The 17975-nt window shown below is 64.0% G+C and carries 17 protein-coding genes; 6 read left to right on the top strand and 11 right to left on the bottom strand.

Annotation, left to right across the window (positions count from 1 at the left end):
* Positions 1 to 255: 255 nt before the first annotated feature.
* Together purU and HBH1_RS02585 are read right to left on the bottom strand one after the other, a co-directional pair.
* A complete protein-coding gene (gene purU, locus HBH1_RS02590) occupies positions 256 to 1125 on the bottom strand; it encodes a formyltetrahydrofolate deformylase (RefSeq protein WP_077235047.1) in 870 nt (289 codons plus the stop codon).
* A gap of 332 nt (positions 1126 to 1457) precedes the next feature.
* A complete protein-coding gene (locus HBH1_RS02585; RefSeq protein ID WP_006462508.1) occupies positions 1458 to 1991 on the bottom strand; it encodes a bactofilin family protein in 534 nt (177 codons plus the stop codon).
* 222 nt (positions 1992 to 2213) lie between these two features.
* Between HBH1_RS02585 and HBH1_RS24765 the strand changes: the two genes are divergently transcribed.
* From HBH1_RS24765 to HBH1_RS02570, 4 genes are all read left to right on the top strand, one after another.
* The gene (locus HBH1_RS24765; protein WP_146012809.1) at positions 2214 to 2525 is read left to right on the top strand and encodes a hypothetical protein; all 312 of its coding nucleotides are present in this window, start codon (positions 2214 to 2216) and stop codon (positions 2523 to 2525) included.
* 291 nt (positions 2526 to 2816) lie between these two features.
* Complete coding sequence (locus HBH1_RS02580) at positions 2817 to 3533, top strand: Pr6Pr family membrane protein (protein ID WP_102661458.1); 717 nt, start codon at positions 2817 to 2819, stop codon at positions 3531 to 3533.
* Positions 3534 to 3970: 437 nt separating this feature from the next.
* On the top strand, positions 3971 to 5689 hold the full coding sequence (locus tag HBH1_RS02575) for an acid phosphatase (RefSeq protein WP_102661457.1): 1719 nt from the start codon (positions 3971 to 3973) through the stop codon (positions 5687 to 5689).
* Positions 5690 to 5945: 256 nt separating this feature from the next.
* Positions 5946 to 7661, top strand: a complete 1716-nt coding sequence (locus HBH1_RS02570) for a chloride channel protein (protein ID WP_102661456.1) — start codon at positions 5946 to 5948, stop codon at positions 7659 to 7661.
* 4 nt (positions 7662 to 7665) lie between these two features.
* Here HBH1_RS02570 and HBH1_RS02565 read toward each other — a convergent pair whose 3' ends face one another.
* Together HBH1_RS02565 and HBH1_RS02560 are read right to left on the bottom strand one after the other, a co-directional pair.
* On the bottom strand, positions 7666 to 8046 hold the full coding sequence (locus tag HBH1_RS02565; protein ID WP_102661455.1) for a hypothetical protein: 381 nt from the start codon (positions 8044 to 8046) through the stop codon (positions 7666 to 7668).
* A 177-nt stretch (positions 8047 to 8223) separates the two neighbouring features.
* A complete protein-coding gene (locus HBH1_RS02560; RefSeq protein ID WP_006462503.1) occupies positions 8224 to 8724 on the bottom strand; it encodes a Csu type fimbrial protein in 501 nt (166 codons plus the stop codon).
* 511 nt (positions 8725 to 9235) lie between these two features.
* On the opposite strand from HBH1_RS02560, the gene epsC reads away from it, so the two are divergent.
* Entirely contained in the window at positions 9236 to 10171 is a 936-nt protein-coding gene (gene epsC / locus HBH1_RS02555; RefSeq protein WP_199181511.1) for a serine O-acetyltransferase EpsC, read from the top strand.
* Positions 10172 to 10190: 19 nt separating this feature from the next.
* Here epsC and HBH1_RS25185 read toward each other — a convergent pair whose 3' ends face one another.
* Together HBH1_RS25185 and HBH1_RS02550 are read right to left on the bottom strand one after the other, a co-directional pair.
* Positions 10191 to 10346: a hypothetical protein gene (locus tag HBH1_RS25185; protein ID WP_166758450.1), complete on the bottom strand. Its 156-nt coding sequence runs from the start codon at positions 10344 to 10346 to the stop codon at positions 10191 to 10193.
* Positions 10347 to 10467: 121 nt separating this feature from the next.
* On the bottom strand, positions 10468 to 11619 hold the full coding sequence (locus tag HBH1_RS02550) for an MFS transporter (protein WP_102661454.1): 1152 nt from the start codon (positions 11617 to 11619) through the stop codon (positions 10468 to 10470).
* Positions 11620 to 11694: 75 nt separating this feature from the next.
* Between HBH1_RS02550 and HBH1_RS02545 the strand changes: the two genes are divergently transcribed.
* Entirely contained in the window at positions 11695 to 12591 is an 897-nt protein-coding gene (locus HBH1_RS02545; protein ID WP_102661453.1) for a LysR substrate-binding domain-containing protein, read from the top strand.
* An 869-nt stretch (positions 12592 to 13460) separates the two neighbouring features.
* On the opposite strand, the gene gcvH is transcribed toward HBH1_RS02545, so the two are convergent.
* Genes gcvH through HBH1_RS02520 form a run of 5 tightly spaced genes read right to left on the bottom strand, consistent with a single transcriptional unit; the run spans position 13461 to position 17921 of the window.
* Positions 13461 to 13838: a glycine cleavage system protein GcvH gene (gene gcvH, locus HBH1_RS02540; RefSeq protein WP_077235039.1), complete on the bottom strand. Its 378-nt coding sequence runs from the start codon at positions 13836 to 13838 to the stop codon at positions 13461 to 13463.
* A 28-nt stretch (positions 13839 to 13866) separates the two neighbouring features.
* Entirely contained in the window at positions 13867 to 14469 is a 603-nt protein-coding gene (locus HBH1_RS02535) for a peroxidase-related enzyme (protein ID WP_102661452.1), read from the bottom strand.
* An 11-nt stretch (positions 14470 to 14480) separates the two neighbouring features.
* On the bottom strand, positions 14481 to 15002 hold the full coding sequence (locus tag HBH1_RS02530) for a CMD domain protein (RefSeq protein ID WP_102661451.1): 522 nt from the start codon (positions 15000 to 15002) through the stop codon (positions 14481 to 14483).
* The gene (locus tag HBH1_RS02525; RefSeq protein WP_102661450.1) at positions 14999 to 16330 is read right to left on the bottom strand and encodes an acyl-CoA thioester hydrolase/BAAT C-terminal domain-containing protein; all 1332 of its coding nucleotides are present in this window, start codon (positions 16328 to 16330) and stop codon (positions 14999 to 15001) included. Before HBH1_RS02525 ends, HBH1_RS02530 begins: the two co-directional genes overlap by 4 nt.
* A gap of 4 nt (positions 16331 to 16334) precedes the next feature.
* Positions 16335 to 17921, bottom strand: coding sequence for an ABC transporter substrate-binding protein (locus HBH1_RS02520; RefSeq protein ID WP_102661449.1), 1587 nt, complete (start codon positions 17919 to 17921; stop codon positions 16335 to 16337).
* Between the last annotated feature and the right edge of the window lie 54 nt (positions 17922 to 17975).

Here is a 17975-nt window from a genome sequence, read left to right as displayed (position 1 = left end):
CTCTTGGGGGCCGTTTTCTTTGCTTACTTTCTTTGGCGGGCCAAAGAAAGTGAGCGGCTGCCGGGCCGCCCCCGGCGCTCCCCTGAGACCGGAGAGAGAAAGAATTAAGTCAGTGCGCAGAACAGCACACCGTGCAGACTACCCGAACCAGAACCCGCATCCGAACCCGAACCCGCATCCGAACACAACCTGAAGCACAAAACAAAAACGCCGCCCAGCCCAAGCCAGACGGCGTCCAAGTTCATACAGCAAGGATCAGTTGAAGATCACGGTCTTATGCCCATTGAGCAGAATCCGATGCTCGGTAAACCACTTCACAGCCCGCGCCAACACCACACACTCGATATCGCGCCCGATGGCAGTCAGCGTATCCGGCCCCATGGAGTGATCCACCCGCTCCACCCCCTGCTCGATGATCGGACCTTCATCCAGATCACCGGTGACAAAGTGCGCAGTCGCCCCAATCAGCTTCACCCCCCGATCATGGGCCTGATAATAAGGCTTGGCCCCCTTGAAACTGGGCAGGAAGGAATGGTGGATATTGATCGCCCGCCCACGCAAAGCCTCGCACATCTCAGGCGACAGGATCTGCATATAACGCGCCAGCACCACCAGATCGATCTGGTTCGCATCCACGATCTCCATGATCCGCTGCTCCTGCGCCCGCTTCACCTCAGCCGGCGCACCGGTAGCCAACGGCAGATGATGGAAAGGAATGTTATAGCTCGCCGCCAGCTGATAGAAATCCGTATGGTTCGACACGATCGCCGGAATCTCCACCGGCAGCAGACCACTCTTGTAGCGGAACAGCAGATCGTTCAGACAATGCCCGATCTTGGACACCATCAGCATCACACGCGGCTTCTTGCCCGCATCATGCAACTGCCAGTTCATCTGCAGCGCATCCCCCAGCACGCCGAAATCGGCCCGCAGCGCCGCATCCGACACCGCCGCATCCTCCGAAGAGAAATGCACGCGCATGAAGAAAAGCCGGGATTGCGCATCGCCAAACTGCGCCGAATCGATGATGTTGCAGCCGTGATCGGCCAGGAAGCCCGAGACGCGATGCACGATGCCGCGCTGGTCCAGGCAGGACAAGGTAAGGATGTATTCCGGGTGAGCCATGAGAATGTACTGAAAAGCGCCAGCGTCCCCACAGGTAACGCCGTGCTGGCGTCACCACCGGCCTGGCAGGCCGGCTAAAAGGACGAAAGGCGCTATTGTCGCACGGCCGGGCGACGCGGACAAATCCCGCGCCATAAAGAAACGCCGCGCACACGACACGGCGAGCCAATGACACCGAAATCGGCGCAATTGACTGTCAAAGCCCGCAGATGGCGACACAGACAAGCAGGTTTCCAGAAAGAAACCTGACCATGCCATCGACCATGCCACTAAGTCAGCCCATCCCCGGACGGTGGCCGGTGCGCCGCACCCGCCACCACCCGCAGTGGCTCTCAGGCAGTCTTCTGCAGCAGATCCTTCTGCTCGTGGCCGCCACCGACCTGCAGATCGCCCGCCAGTTGGCCACCCTCTTCGATGACCAGCTTGCCGTAGCGGATCTTGCCGGTGACCTTGCCGCTGGCATAGATGACCAGCTTCTGGCGCACCGTCAGGTCGCCGTCGAACTCGCCCCGGATCTCGGCCAGGTCGATCTCGGCCGAGCCCTTGAAGGCGCCACGTTCGGCGATCTGCACCACGCGGCAGTTGATGGTGGCCTGGACCTTGCCTTCCACCACCAGGGTGTCGCAGTCCTCGATCTCGCCCTTGACCTTGATATTGGGGCCGACGGTGAGCTTGCTGCCGGTCTCCTCGGTCGCTGCAGGCGCGCTGCCGGTGGTGCTGGACACGGAAGAGGGATACTGATTGGGTTTATTGACGCTGGTCACATTGCCGCCTGTAGAAGAAGAGACGCTATTGCCCGCACTGCTGAACGGGGAGTTGGTCGAGCTGGTTTCGCGTTTGCCGAAGAGGGATTCCGAGCGAAGCATGTGATCTCCTGAAATGGTAGAGCCTGAAGCAAAAAAATGACACGCGTCATGACGCGCGAAGAAGAGCATGCGCAACAGTGCGCACGCGAACGTAGCGTTGCCCCGAGTGACCGGCTGCAGATATCCGGAGGTTCGGCGGATATCCGGGCAGGTGATCAGCGACAGGACGCCACGCCCACAGGTCGAACCCTCCCGCAGCGATCGTCACGGTCGAGGACCGGGATGCGCCACCTGGAAGCAATGCCGCAGGGCATTGTCCGGGAGGAAACCTGTGCGGTTCGGCAGGATGCCTTTTGCAAAGTTCACGATAATTTTGTAACAGCGGAGAAGCCTTTCTCCGCAATGAATACAGGGCAAATTATTTATATTTTGAAGCGCCTTGTAACTAAAAAAAATGTAACAGTTGCCTTCAACCCTGCGTCGCCTGAAGGCGACACTCATCATTCTGCAATCCGCTCTGGATGCGACTCCCAAGGCCATCTACGTTTTCATCAAAGGGACTTTCAGAAGGAGCCACTCATCCTAAAAACTTAGTCTTTCGGATGCTCCGCATTCTCTTCCTTTCCCGCTCCACGGGGCCGATACGGACCGTGAAAACCACCACAATCGACAGCAGGAAGAGCAAAGGAGAGATGCATAACCAGGCGATACAACACGGAGAAAAAAGCGCAAGGATGTGAGCCGATGTAAGCGATGAAAATGAATGTCATCGCGCCAGCACATCCGGGCCAGCCGATCTATGATGATGTCCTTTGACGATGTGCACGCTGCGCGCCCAGGCATCCGCCTGCCCTGCCGTAGCTGTCCCGCTGCCCTGATCACACCATGAGCCACGAACAGATCCCCTCGCCGGAATCGCTGGATTCCTTTGGCGCCCAACTTTTCCCGGCCCGCCGCGACTCCGCCGCAGCACGGGCGGTGGCCACACTGATCGCCGTCATCAGCTGGTTCGCCTTCGTGGCGCAGACCGATATCACCATCGGCCGCCTGCTGGCACGCGGCGGCGGCGTGCTCGATGGGCTGGACCGGCTGACCATGTACCTGACCAACCTCACCATCCTGATGAGCGCGCTGTGCTTTACCTCGCTGGCGTTTTCGCTGAAGACGCCCGTGAGCCGCTTCTTCCGGCAGCCCTCGGTGATTTCGGCAGTGGTGGCCTATCTGGCCTTCGTGGGGATTGCGTACAACCTCTTGCTGCGTCATCTGTGGACGCCGACGGGTTTTCGTGCGCTGGTCAATGAGAGCCTGCATACGGTAGTGCCGCTGCTGGCCATTGCCTACTGGATCTTCTTCGTGCCGGTGTTCCGGACCTCGCTGCGCAAGTCCCTGCTGTGGCTGGTGTACCCGCTGGGCTACCTGTTGCTCACGCTATGGCGCGGGGCCTTGTCGGGCTTCTATCCCTACCCCTTCATCGACGTCAATGCCCTGGGCTATCCGCGCGTGCTGCTCAATGCCAGCCTGCTGCTGGCCAGCTTCATCGCACTGATGGGCTTGTTCATCGCCGTGAACCGATCCGGCAAACCGGTCCTGCATCGACGCTAGCGCAAACCATCCGCTACACGATGGGCGCAGTGATGGCCAGCAGCAGCATGAACAACATGGAAACGATGAAACCGGTGGCCATGAACAGGTATTGAAACGCTTTGAGCAAAATGATCCCCTCAACGAACTGATCCGCAGCGACCCGGGCGCCACGGCCCATCCCCTGGTCCGTCGCCCTGTCCAGCCCGGTTGCCGGGCCACGCTGCGCGTGGAGCGCAGCCGGATACGTCCTGTGATTGTAGAGGCATCCGGTCGCGCGCCCGGCATCCTACCTCTTCTTTTACGCAATTTTTCATTGTCTCTTGGTGCAGGTTTCTTCACATTTTTAGCTCGAAACTTGCTCGATTACGCAAAAGGACACATCCTTGTCATACGGTCGCGCTAAGCTCGCCCCGCAACGCGCCAACCCACAACAATATCCGACAGGAAACTCATCCATGAGCCAGCACGACGACGACATCGCCGGCAGTCAGCCCGCGTCCGAAGATTCCTCCACGCCCTCCCCCCATCCCGGCCGCCGCCGCTTCCTGGGCGGCATGGCCGCGCTGGGCGCAGGCAGCGCGCTGGCCGCCTGCGCCACCGAGGGCCAGGGTCCGGGCCCGGTGCCCTACCCCAGCGGCAATCCGGCAGATGCCGCGGCACTGGACCGCGCCCTGCGCGACAACGTCAAGACCGTCGTGGTCATCTACGCCGAAAACCGCAGCTTCAACAACCTCTTCGCCGATTTCCCCGGCCTGGAAAAGCCGCTGTCCTCGGTCAAGGCCTCCGACTACCAGCAGCGCGACCGCGACGGCAGCCTGCTCAAGCAATTGCCCCCAGTCTGGAGCGGCGTGGCGATCCAGGAGCAGAGCATCGAAGGCGTGACCTACCCGGCCGGCAAGCAATACCAGAGCGACCTGCCCAATGCGCCCTTCGCGCTCAAGGGACCGCAGGGCGAAGCCCTGCCGCTGGGCCTGGTCACGCGTGACCTGTGGCACGTGTTCTACCAGAACCAGATGCAGATCAACGGCGGCAAGAATGACGGTTTCGTGGCCTGGGCCGACTCCGGCGGCCTGACCATGGGGCATTACGCCGACACCCGCTACAACCTGCGCCTGTGGGACGTGGCACGCGAGTTCGTGCTGTGCGACAACTTCTTCCAGGGCGCCTTCGGCGGCTCCTTCCTGAACCACCAATACCTCATCTGCGCCGCCCCGCCCTACTATCCGGATGTGATGAATTCGGTCTCGCGCACCCAGGTGGCCAAGACCCGCAACAACGATCCACTCTCACCGGAACTGGTACCGGCCGAAAACAGCCCGGCCAGCGCCCTGCAAGGCCCGCCCAAGTTTGGCCCCAGTGCGCTCACCCCGGACGGCTACGCGGTCAACACCATGGCCCCGCCCTATTGGCCGACCTGGAGCCGCGACCGCAACAACCCGGCCTATGCCGAACCCAACCAGCCCAGCGTGCTGGTGCCGCAGGTACACGAGCACATCGGCGACAAGCTCAACAAGAAGGGCATCGACTGGGCCTGGTATGCCGGCGCCTGGCAGGCCACGCTGGACGAGTTCAAGGACTCCAAGGGCATTCCCAAGATTCCCAATTTCCAGTACCACCACCAGCCCTTCAACTACTTCAAGAACCTGGGCCCGGACAATCCGGCCGAGCGCAACAAGCGCCTGCGTGACGGCGGCCTGGGCGACGAAGCGCGGACCAACCGCTTCCTGGCCGATGTCGAAGCCGGCCGTCTGCCACCGGTGAGCTTCTACAAGCCCCAGGGCAACCTCAACCTGCACGCCGGCTATGCCGACATCGCCTCCGGCGACCGTCACATCGCGCACATCATCAAGAGCCTGCAGGCCAGCCCGCAGTGGAAGAACATGGTGGTGGTGATCACCTTCGACGAAAACGGCGGCTGGTGGGATCACGTGGCCCCGCCCAAGGGCGACCGCTGGGGGCCCGGCACCCGCGTACCGGCACTGGTGGTCTCGCCCTTCGCCCGCAGGGGAACGGTGGACCACACCATCTACGACACCGCCTCCATCCTGCGCCTGATCACCCGCACCTTCGGCCTGGAAAAGCTGGACGGTCTCAAGCAGCGCGACGACGCCATGATCGCGCGCGGCCAGCAGCCCATGGGTGACCTGACCAACGCCTTGCAGTTCAAGGTCTGATCCGGCACCACCGCTTTTCTCGCTGATCGCCGGCCAGTCAACGCCGCCCCAGGGTCCACCTGCGGCGGCGTTGTCGTTTTGACGGTTCATGCAGGATTCAAGGCTTCGCCAGAGCATGAAAAACCATCGAGGCAAGCGGCACGGCGCATTTCGACCATTTATATCATGTTGTGATATATTACAGGCCTATCCCCTTGCGCTGGCGGGCCTGCACTCGCAGTGAGTCTGGCAGGCCGCGCCCCATCCTGACTCCGGCATGAAACACAAACGCGACTACACCGCCGACCGGCGGCTCCCCTACCTGTGCGCCATCGCACTGCTGATCGGCGCCCTCTCCACCGGCGCTGCCTGGCTGCTGCTCAAGCTCATTGCGCTCTTCACCAACCTGTTCTACTTCCAGCGCCTGTCCTTTGCGGCCAGTTCCCCGGCCTCGCATACGCTGGGCTGGATCGCCGCGCTGCTGCCGGTGGCAGGCGGCCTGATCGTCGGCCTGATGGCCCGTTATGGCAGTGACAAGATCCGGGGTCACGGCATACCCGAAGCGATCGAGGCCATCCTCTTCGGCAAGAGCCGCATGTCGCCCAGGGTAGCCGTGCTCAAGCCCTTGTCCTCGGGCATCGTCATCGGCAGCGGCGGCCCGTTCGGAGCCGAAGGGCCGATCATCATGACCGGCGGTTCGGTCGGTTCGCTGCTGGGGCAATGGCTGCACCTGACGGCGGCCGAGCGCAAGACCCTGCTGGTCTGCGGCGCCTGTGCGGGCATGACGGCAATCTTCGGCACGCCGCTGGCGGCGGTGCTGCTGGCGGTGGAGCTGCTGCTGTTCGAACTGCGCCCGCGCAGTCTGTTACCGGTGGCGCTGGCCTGCGCGGTGGCCGGCTTCCTGCGGCCCTGGGTGCTGGAGGCGGATGTGCTTTTCCCGCTGCAGGTGGCCGCGCCGGCCCCGATGGCCCTGCTCTCCTGCCTGGCCGCCGGCCTGGCCAGTGGCAGCCTGGCGGCGCTGCTGACGCTGGCGCTGTATCGCATCGAGGACGGGTTCCATCGCCTGCCGCTGCACTGGATGTGGTGGCCGGCGCTGGGCGGCATCGCCGTCGGCCTGGGCGGGCTGCTGCAGCCGCGCGCGCTGGGCGTGGGCTATGACGTCATCGCCGACCTGCTGAACCAGCACATGCTGATCTCGGCGGCAGTAGCGCTGCTGGTGGTCAAGGCGGTGATCTGGTTGCTGGCGCTGGGCTCGGGGACCTCGGGCGGGGTATTGGCGCCGCTGCTGATGATGGGCGCCGGCCTGGGGCTGGTGCTGGCCCCGTGGCTGCCGGGCGGCTCCCCCGGACTGTGGCCGCTGGTGTGCATGGCCGGTGTGCTGGGCAGCGTACTGGGCGCACCGCTTACCGCCATCGTCTTCGCCTTCGGCCTGACCCACGCCAGCAATGCCCTGCTGCCCTTGATCGCCACCACCGCCGTGGCGTATGGGGTCAACGTACTGTGGATGAAGCGCTCCATCATGACCGAGAAGATTGCCCGCCGCGGCCTGCACGTGCACCGCGAATACGGCGTCGATCCGCTGGAGCGCATGCATGTGGAAGACCTGATGTCCGCCCCGCAGACGCTGGATGCGGCCCTGCCGGCCGGCGCCGCGCTGGCGCAATGCCGTGCTGGCACCCACGTACATCGCTACTATCCGGTGACCCATGGACGTCAACTGCTGGGCATGCTGGCCCTGCGCACGCTGGAGGCGGCCGACCCGGCCCAGGTCTGCGGCCTGCTGCTGGAACCGGATCGCGGCCATCTGCTGCCGCACCTGAGCGCGCGCACTGCCGCCGGCATGATGGCGCGGCTGGGCGTGGCGCGCCTGCCGGTAGTGGCCGGCCCGGAACGCCGGCAGCTGGTGGGGATGCTTTCCCTGTCCGACCTGGCGCGCGCCAGCGCCGCCCATGCGGAAGAAGAATCGGTGCGGGAAAAACTGCTGGGCAACTAGGGCCTTATAGCACCCCACCGCTGAGCTTGCACATCAGGTTGTCATGCGAGACCAGCACCACGTTGATGCCGGCATTGCCGTTATCCAGGCGGAATTCGCTGTTGCCGTTGGAGAGCGAAATGCTCCGCACCGCCCGCGTCGCCGTCTCGGTGAGCACGGTTTCGCCGGCCATGTTCAGGCAGGTGAGCACGCAACCAGCCCCGGCGGCGCAACTGCGCGTGATGTCACTGGCCACCGGCGTGGGCGCGGCCGTGCCCACGGCCGGCACCGGTACCGGGACGACCGCCGCTGTAGCGGGGGCGGCCTGTGCCTGCGCCGCCACCCAGGGCAAGCTCAGCAAGGAAAACGCCACGAAGGCGCAACAGATGGAGCGGACCCTACGCATGGCTTGCCTACCCTTCTCGCAATCAATCAGGCCGCTATTGCATCACAAACAAAAAAAGGGCGCACCTCCTTGCGGAAGCACGCCCAAAAGTCAGCCCCCCTCAGGGCTTCCCGGTAATCCGGTGTGGCGCGACGAGGGCCGCTGCGGTGAACGCAGGCGGCGCTCGTCGTGGCGAAATCAGTAGGTCAAGGTGACGGTGACGGTATCCGAATAGGCACCTGCCAGCGGTGTCTGGGCGGCGGCGATCTGGCCGTACACGGTCAGCGTCTGGGTCAGGCCCGAGCCGGTGCCGGTGGCGGTATCGGTGCCGATGGTCGAGCCCCAGTTGTTGGTACGGGCCGCATCGCGGTAGAGGGCATAGTTCAGGGTACCGCCGCCGGCCGCGCTCATCTTGCGGTTGCTGACGGTGGCGCCGGTGCCGGTACCGGCATCCAGGCCGACGTTGTAGGCGGTGCCGTTGGTGCAGAGCACGGTGATGGTGCCGGACTGGTTGACCACGCTCTGGGTGTAGGCGCCGAAGGCGATGGCCGAACCGACCACGGTGCAGGCGGCGACCACCGAGGCGCTGATGGTCAGCGTGCCGCTGGCGGTGGCAGCGAAGGAAGCAGGTGCACTGGAAGCCAGCACGACGGCGGCGACGGTGGCGGCAACGAAGCGGTTTTTCTTGGCATTGAACATGTGATCTCTCCCTGATCGCTGCCTGGTCCTCGCCCCTTGCTCGGACTTCGTTGTGCAGCTGGTATGGAGAGAACTTTACGTTTTTGTTGTGGCGCCAAGTATCGGGTGCTTCCTGAGAGCGGCGGGAAAAGGCGTCAGGAATTCCCTGAGTGATGCAGGGAGGTCACAGGGAGGCAAGCAGCCCGAAAACTCCGGCACCTGCCCGAAAGGCCCGCCCACACTGCCTTTGCGCCAGATCAAATTGCGCATATAGATATGTTAAATGAGTGTTTGCATCAAAATCTATTAGCCGATAAAGTACGTTTCCAGAGCAGATTCAATTGCGGCGCCACTTTTCAGATAGAACTGGGCGCCGCGAATCGCTCTTCCGGCTTCCCTTCCCTCCACTGGCCCCTGCCCGACGGCGTGCGGCGCCAGTTCCTTGCAGATCCGACAATTACCTCTCCGTCCGTGCTGGCCGCGCTGAAACAGCCCGCCGACGCGCTGCCTGCATTTTTGATAGCATGCCGGGATGGATACTTCACATACCCCCGAATTGAACGCCCTGGCCGAATCGGCCGGGATGGGCCTGTCTGCCGTGGTGGCCGGGCTGCGTACCTCACGCGAAGTGACCAACAAGATCCGCTATCGCGGCGAAATCCGCGAACTGCCTTCGCGCGAGGCGATGAAGACGCTGCTGGCGCATCTGCAAGCGGCATTGTTCCCCACGCATTACGGCCACACCGACCTGTCGGACGAGACCATCGATTATTTCGTGGGGAGTCAGTTGAATGCAGCCTTGTGCATCCTGAAGGAACAGGTGCGCCGCAGCCTCTATTTCAGCAGCGACAGCGAAGAAGACAGCCTGTTGCGCGAGCGCGCTGACGTGATCACGCGTGAGTTCGCGCATCAGTTGCCGGGCATACGCGACGTGCTGGTCAGCGATATCCAGGCGGCCTACCACGGCGACCCGGCGGCCTCCAGCATTTCGGAAATCCTGCTCTGCTATCCCGGCACCACCGCCATCATCTACCACCGGCTGGCGCATGCCCTGCATCAGCTGGGCGCCCCCTTGCTGGCACGCCTGATCGCCGACATCGCGCACTCTGCCACCGGCATCGACATCCACCCAGCAGCACAGATCGGCCCCAGCTTCTTCATCGACCACGGCACTGGCGTGGTGATCGGCGAGACCACCATCATCGGCCGCAATGTGCGTCTGTACCAGGCGGTGACGCTGGGCGCCAAGCGCTTCCCGCAGGAGCCGGATGGCTCACTGGTCAAGGGTATCCCGCGTCACCCCATCGTCGAGGATGACGTGGTGGTCTATGCCGGCGCGACCCTGCTGGGCCGCATCACCATCGGACAGGGCTCGGTCATCGGCGGCAATGTCTGGCTCACCCACAGCGTGCCGCCGGCCAGCAATATCTCGCAGGCGGAAATGCTGAGCGACTGCCACCAGCCCTGATACCGGCCCTGCCTGGCCTTCAGCCGCCCAGCGGCAGGCAGCGCTGCAGCAGGTACAGCGCACCCAGCAGGGCCAGGCCGAACAGGAAGACCGTACCGATCAGCTTGCGCTCGGACGGTTGCAGGGGCTCCAGCGCGAGGCTGCCGAGTTCCTGGTAGATGTGATGGTCTTGCATGCGGGCTCCGGGACGAAGGACAAGGAGCCCATGCTAGCGAAGCGCTGCCCGGCTGTGAACGAAGCGATCGACGCATCGATATCCGGCAGGCGCATAAGCCCGCCCGGCTACCAGCTATCGACTAGGGACCGGGCGCGGCCGAGGGCTTGTGCAAGGGCGCCGGCTCCCGGCCGCAGGCCAGCGCCGCCACGGCCAGGGCTGCCGCCGCCAGGCCATACAGCCACAGCGAAGACATCACCGGCAACAGCAAGCCCGCCATCATCGGCCCCATGCCGGCCCCGATATCACGCCAGATGGCCCGCCCCGCCAGGGCATGCACCCGCTGCCCCGGAGGCGTACGGGCCGCCACGATGGGCGCCAGCAGCGGCAGCTGCAAGGCGCGCAGGATCACGATCAAGCCGGCGAACAGCCACAGCAGGCCACCTCCGAATCCCACCAGCGCCACGCAGGTCGCCAGCGACAGCGTGACCAGCACCTTCACCGCACCGAAGCGCTCGGCCAGCCATCCGCCCAGTGGGCTCAATACGATCTCGCCGGCATAGCGCAGCGCCATCAGCACCCCGGCCACCAGCTCGCCATCGGCCCCAAAGGATTGCTTGCTCATGTAGGCCAGTCCGACGATGAACAGCCCGTCCAGCGTCAGCCCTTCCAGGAAAGACCACCAGTCCAGCGCATTGGGCAGCTTCCAGCGGCGTGGCTGCGGAGGTGCATAGCCATGGACCGGCAAGCGACGCGCGGCCAGCAGGCCCAGCACGGCGGTGCAGGCCACCAGCAGGAACACCATGCGCGGTCCCACATGCGCGGCCAGCAAGGCCGCCGTGGGCAACCACAGCATCGGGCCGATGGCGATCACCCCGCGCGAGCGCCCGGAGCGCCGCGCCGCCCCTTGCGGATTGGACGTCGACATCGCTTGCGTCGACAGGTTGAGCCCGGCAAACGCCATGCCCCACAGCAGCCGCAGCGGCAGCAGCGCCCAGAAACCGCTGGCCACCGTATAGCCCAGCGCACACAGGATCGCCGCGCACACCGCCAGGGTGCAGGTGGGTCGATCGCCACGTCTGGCATAGAAGGCCGCCACCCAGCGATAACCGGCGATGCGCACCAGCCGGTTGGCCGCCAGCAGCACCCCGGCCTCGGCCAGGCTCACGTGGAACTGGTCGGAGTACATCGGCAACAGGAGGTAGAGAACGATGTCGCAGGGCAAGGCGGCCGACAGCGACATGGCGGCATGGCGCGAATCGAGATCGGCCTGGCGGAGGTCTGGCGTGGTCATGGGCCTGATGTTGCGCCGCGTGGGCGGCGCTGACAAACGATATTAATTCCTGGCATACGTGATAAAATCTGACGCATGGCCGACCTTTCCCTTCCGCTCAATGCCATCCGGGCCTTCCTGGCGGCGGCCCGCCATCAGAGTTTCACGCTGGCCGCGCACGAGCTCAATGTCACGCATGGCGCGATCAGTCGCCAGATCAAGAATCTCGAAGACTACCTGGGCATGCCGCTCTTCGAGCGTCGCGTGCGTCAGGTGTTGCTGACCGAGCGCGGTCGGCAGTTCTTCGAGGAAGCCAGCCCGGCGCTGGACATCCTGGCCACGGCGGCACGCCGCGTGATGCGCGACGCCCCTACCCGTACGGTAGTGATCAATGTGCGGCCGTCCTTTGCGGTGCGCTGGCTGATTCCGCATCTTTCCGATTTCGTGGAGCGTTATCCGGGCATTGCGCCGCAGGTGGTGACCAGCACGGCGGCGGTTGGCCGGGCCGGGTCTTCTTTCGATATCGCGGTGCGGCGGGGGGAGACCAATTGGCCGGAGAGTTTGAAGGTGCAGCGTTTCATGGAGGACGAGCTGGTGCTGGTGGCTTCGCCTGCGTTGCTGAAGTCGATGCCGCTGGAGGGTGTGGCAGGCATCGGGCGGCATACGCTGTTGCTGTCGCGCAGTCGGCGCAATGACTGGGAGGACTGGCGCAGGCTGGCGGGCTTGAAGCGCTCGCGGGGGCAGGCGATGCTGTATTTCGATCACGTGCATTTTGTGTTGCAGGCGGTGGTGGATGGGCTGGGGTTGGCGTTGTCGCCGGTGTCGCTGGCGGACAATGATCTGCGCTCGGGGCGGCTGGTGTGTCCGCTGCCTGATTTGCGGATGGCCTTGGCGCCTTATTACCTGGGGATTTCTCCGCAGGCGGGGGCGGAGGCTTTGCTGTTTGCCAAGTGGTTGGGGGAGTATCGGGGGACGGCTGGTTTTTATGGCTGAGCTTTTTTCTGGCTCTGTCTTTTAACTTCTGGGTAGTCTGCGAACTTCTGGGTAGTCTGCACGAATTTCTTCCTCCGCCCTGGCTTAATTTCTATCTTTCTCCGGGCGGAACGGAGCGCCGGGGGCGGCCCGGCAGCCGCTCACTTTTCTTGCTTCGCCAAGAAAAGTAAGCAAAAGAAGGCGACCGCTACTGCCCCGCCCTCCTTCGGAGGGTCCCCACGTTGGACCCCACGAGAACGGGAAAAATAGAGTCGCTTCGCTCCCACTATTTTTCTTATCCGTTCTCGTGGGGTCCAACGCGGCGGGGCAGAAGCGGACAGCCGATCCGGCTCGCCTTCGGCCTCGCGGAGGGCTCGCCTCCGGCTTCGGAATGCCACGGATTTAATGATCTTGGTAGATGTATTAATCAAAACTTAATGCTGGCGGAGTATCCCGATACGACCCTGCTCAGTCGAACAGACGAAAAAAATCAAGAGAGAAAAAGTACCAGCAGCGCCCCACCAAGATGTGCCAAGCCCCCACGAAGCCGAAGGCGAGCCCCCCGCGAGGCCGAAGGCGAGCCGGACACGCTTTCCCCCTTGGGAGCCAGCCGCCGGAGTGGAGCGGCAAGTGGATCAGAAAAATAGTGGGAGCGAAGCGACTCTATTTTTCCCACTTGCCGCTCCACTCCGGCGGGAACCCTCCGCAGGAGGGCTGGCTCTTGGGGGCCGTTTTCTTTGCTTACTTTCTTTGGCGGGCCAAAGAAAGTGAGCGGCTGCCGGGCCGCCCCCGGCGCTCCCCTCCGCCCGGAGAGAGATAGAAATTAAGCCAGGGCGGAGGAAGAAATCCCGTGCAGACTACTCTGCCCCAAACTAAAACCAAAAACCAAATCAGGAAACCAGCTTCAAATACCCCTGAGCATCCAAAAACCCCTCAGAAGAAAACGCCACAGCCGGCTGCAGCTTGAAGATCCACTGTTCATAGGGCGCATCATTGACAGCATCAGGCGTCTCGACAAGCGCCTCATTGACCGCCAGCACAACCCCATCAACAGGCGCATGCAAATCCGAAGCCGTCTTGTTGGACTCAACAATCCCCGACTCCTCCCCCCGCACCAAAGAACGCCCAACAGCCGGCATCTCCACATAGACCAACGGCCCCAACTGCTCCTGCCCAAAATCGGTAATACCGATGGTCAGCGAACCGTCCTCCTCCACCCGCACCCACTCATGGGTCTGGGCATAGACAAGATGATCGGGAATCAGCATCACAGCCTCCTAAAAATAAAGACGAACCTCAAGCCTCAGCCCTGGAACCATCCGCAAACACCGGCTCACCCAGATTGAGCATCAGCCGATTGGCCCAGGCAAAGATCGCCACCGAATGGATCAGATCCAGCACCTCCAGCTCGGACAGACCCACGTCATACAACGCCTTGATCTGCGCCGCACCGATCTCACCCGGCGTCTCCGTCAACTCCGCAGAAAACTTCGCCACCGCCTGCTCACGCGCATCCACGCCCGCGCCATAAGGCGAATCGAACACCTGCTTCACCGTATCGTTACGCTTGGCCAACTGCTCGAACCGCTGCGCATGCACCGACGCGCAATACACGCAGCCATTGATGCGCGAAACCACCAGCGAGCCCAGCTCACGCTCCGCGCGCGACAAGCCCCCCGGCGCATACATGATGGCGTTGAAAGCCGCCGAACGCTGGCGCAGGATGTCCGGCTGGTGCGCCAGGAACAGGTAATAGTCCGACGTCTTGGCCTTGGGATGGCTCTCCTCCAGCACCTTCACCTGGTCTTCACTGGCGTGGTCCAGCTGGATCACATCCAGCCACGCATCCCACTCCAGGGTTTCATTGGTAAAGCCGTTGGCCTTGATGATGTCGCTCATGTCGATTCTCCTTACTGAGCCGCCGCAGCACGCATGGCCTTCAGGCCCGCGACCACGCGCAATTGATAGGACACGAAGGCGATCAGCTGCGACAGCGCCACCACCGCAGGGGTGCTGATGCCGGCCGCCGGCAGCTTCTCGATGGCGGCCTTGTCGCCGTCGACCGGGCGCTGCGTCAGCGCACGGGTGAACTCCAGCATGGCGCGCAGGCGCCCCGGCGGCAACTGCCCAGGCTCACCACTGTCGGCCACGGCCAGTTGCGCCGTATCTGCCGGCACTGCCTGGGCGCGGCTGCGATAGTGCGCGGCCAGGTCGGTGGCACCGGCCAGGCGGCAGGCGTACAGCGCCACCAGCAGGCGCTCATCCAGGCCGATGCCTGCCAGCGCGGGATCGAACAGCGTGTCATAGCTGCCCTGCGAAGCCACCGCCACCTTCTCGCGCTGGTGGCGCAGGCTGTGTAGCGGACTGCCGGCGTCGAGGCCGGACAGTTGGTCGATGACATCCTTGCTGATGTCGTAGGCGGGGGTAGTCATGAAGTCTCCTTGTTGGATGAATGCCTGGTCAGCGCGTCGCGCAGGAAGTGCTGCGCCTGCTGCCAGGAGTCGAGATCGGCGCGGGCATTCGCGGACGGCTCGCCACCACCGGTGCTGATGCGGCCGGATACCGGGTGGGCATAGGTGGTCTGCGTGGTCGGCACGAACGGGAACAAGATGGAATGGCCGGCATTGGCGTAATTGCGCCAGACCACCGGCCAGGGATGCACCACCTCGGCCAGCTTGTCGCGCACCATGCCGCAGTAGAGGCTGGAAGGCCAGGAGCCATCGTCGGTGGCCGACAGCAGCAGCACCGGGCCGGCGATCTTCTCCACCGGGATGCGGGCGCGGGCCACCGCCTCCTCGTCCTGCAAGGCAGTCAGCATCGCCAGTTCATGGCGATGCGGTGCCGGGCCTTCGTCGAAGGGCGCCCAGCTGGCGCTGCGGTTGTCCTGCCACTGGTGTGGCAGCGGCTCGCCACGCAGCAGCCAGGTCGGGCCTTCGCGGCCCACGGCCGGGTCGGCCGCGTTCTGGCCGCTGTGCACCAGCGCGCTGGGCACATAGGCCAGCACGGCCGATACCTTCTGCGGGAAGGTCGCGCCCAGCAACAGCACCAGTTCGCCACCCCGCGACTGGCCGCTGATGGCCACGAAGTCGTGCAGCGGCTGTACCTCGGCACGCAGCCAGTCCAGGCCACGTTCAAAATATTCCAGCGGCGTGTTGGAGATGTAGCTGGACAGCCCCGGCGCCTTGAAGTAAGCCAACGCGAAGGCAGCATAGCCGCGCGAGGCATACAGCGCCGCGCGCGGTTCGTTGATGCCGCCACCGGAACCGTTGACGATCATCACCGCCGGGTGCGGCCCGGGCGTGGCCGGCAGGAACAAGCTGCCGACCAGCCCCTCTTCGCGTACCTCGCGCCGGATCACGCCCTCGGCTGCCAGGCGCTGCACCAGCTCCGTGCTGGCCGGAGTGCAGCGGGCCAGGCCAGGCTGGTCCAGCGACGACACGGTCAGCGTCGTCACCAGCGGCGCCATCACATCGGAATGGAAGTTGTCGCGGCGCCCGGCCTGCACCGGTTGCTGCGACCACAGCAGGCCCATCGGATCGATGCCGTAGTAGTCGCCATCGATGGCCGGGTTCATGCTCACATCCACATTGCCGTACGCATCGGCGATGTAGCAGGCGCTGCTCTGCCACTGGGCGCCGTTGCGCAGGGTCGCCGATGAAATCCGCACCGGCTCGCCCGGATGCGCGCCACGCACGATGATGCGGCGTGGCACGTCGATCAGGTCGTCGGCCGGGCTGACCTCGATGGAGAAGTTGGGCATGGGCTTACTTCTTGTCCTGGGTCACCATCATGGCGGTGGTGCGATCGCTGCTGATGGGGGTGACCTTCAGGCCCTTCTTGGCGGCCCAGATGTTCTGGTAGTGGTACAGCGGGATCACGCCCACTTCTTCCGACACCGTCTTGGCGGCGCCACGCAGGATGGCTTCACGCTTGGCAGGATCGAATTCCGCGGTGGAATCGGCCAGGGCCTTGTCCACGGCCGGGCTGCTGTAGTGGTTCCAGTTGGAGGCGCCGATGCCCTTCTTGGGATCGACCGAACCCAGCACGTTGACCAGGGCATAGCTGGCTTCGCCGGTGCCGTTACCCCAGGCCAGGACCGAGACCGCGAACTCGTTCTTGTTGGCACGCGAGGAATACGATGCCCATGGCAGCACCTCGACCTGGGTCTTGATGCCGATGCGGGTCCAGAACTGGGCCACCGCCTGCATGGTTTCCGGCGCTTGCGGATAACGGTCGTTGGGGACGTGGATGGTCAGCCTGAAACCGTCCGGGAAACCGGCCTCGGCCAGCAGCTTCTTGGCCTCGGCGGCGTCGAAGGGGATGTTCTTGATCTCCGGGTTGTAGCCGAAGGTGTCGGAGGGCATCCACTGGTTGGCCTCGGTGGCGGCGCCCTGCAGGATGCGGTCGATCACGGCCTTGCGGTTGATCGCCAGCGACATGGCGCGGCGCACGCGCACGTCCAGCAGCGGGTTCTTGTCCAGCTGCTTGCCGTTGTTGTCGGTGATGAAGGGGCTGGGGCCTTCGTGGAAGCTCGGCTGGATCAGCAGCACGCGCAGGCCGTTGTAGGGATAGACCTTGACGTTGGGCGACTGCTTCAGCTTGGCCAGATCGGACACCGAGACCTTGTCGATCACGTCCACGTCACCGGACAGCAGCGCCGCGGTGCGGGCCGCGCCGTTGTTGATGTAGCGGTAGTTGACCTTGTCCCACAGGGCCTTGCCGTTCCAGTAGTCGTCATTGCGCTGCATGACCACGCGGTCGCCCGGGGTGTAGGAGACGAACTTGTAGGGGCCGGTCCCCACCACGGCCGCGCCACTGTTGTAGTTCTCGGTGGTGGACTTCTCGCCCACGTGCTTGCTGACGATGTGCACCGAGGCCAGGTTCAGCGGCAGGTCCGGGTTGGGGATGTTGGTCTTGATGACCAGGGTCAGCGGGTCCTTGGCGGTGACCGATTCCACCGTGCGCAGGTAGCCGGCGAAGGTCGCCACGCTGCCCGGCACCGCGCGGGCGCGCTGGTAGGAGAAGATCACGTCGTCAGCGGTAAAGGGCTTGCCGTCCTGCCACTTGACGTTGGGGCGCAGCTTGAACTCCCAGGTCTTGGGGTCGATGTTCTTCCAGCTCACGGCCAGGCCGGGGACCAGCTTGTTGTAGTCGTTCTGGACCAGCAGGTCCCAGAAATGCAGGTCCACCGAGCGGTCGCCGGCGTGGTTGTTCAATTGCGGGTCCAGCGAGGACAGCGGGTCGGCAAAGGCGATGTTGAGGTTCTGCGCGTGCGCTGCGTCGGCAGCGGCGGCCAGGGCCACGCCGGTCAGGGCAACGGCCAGCAGGCGGGTCAGGAGGGTCTTCTTCATGGTCGGGTTCCTCTGTGTGGTCATGGTGGAGGCACTACGGGATTTCCAAGTTCT

This window comes from Herbaspirillum sp. BH-1 (assembly GCF_002870055.1).
GTDB lineage: Bacteria > Pseudomonadota > Gammaproteobacteria > Burkholderiales > Burkholderiaceae_D > Herbaspirillum > Herbaspirillum frisingense.
The sequence above is the reverse complement of the archived record's forward strand: the minus strand, read 5'-3'. Positions and strand labels throughout refer to the sequence as shown.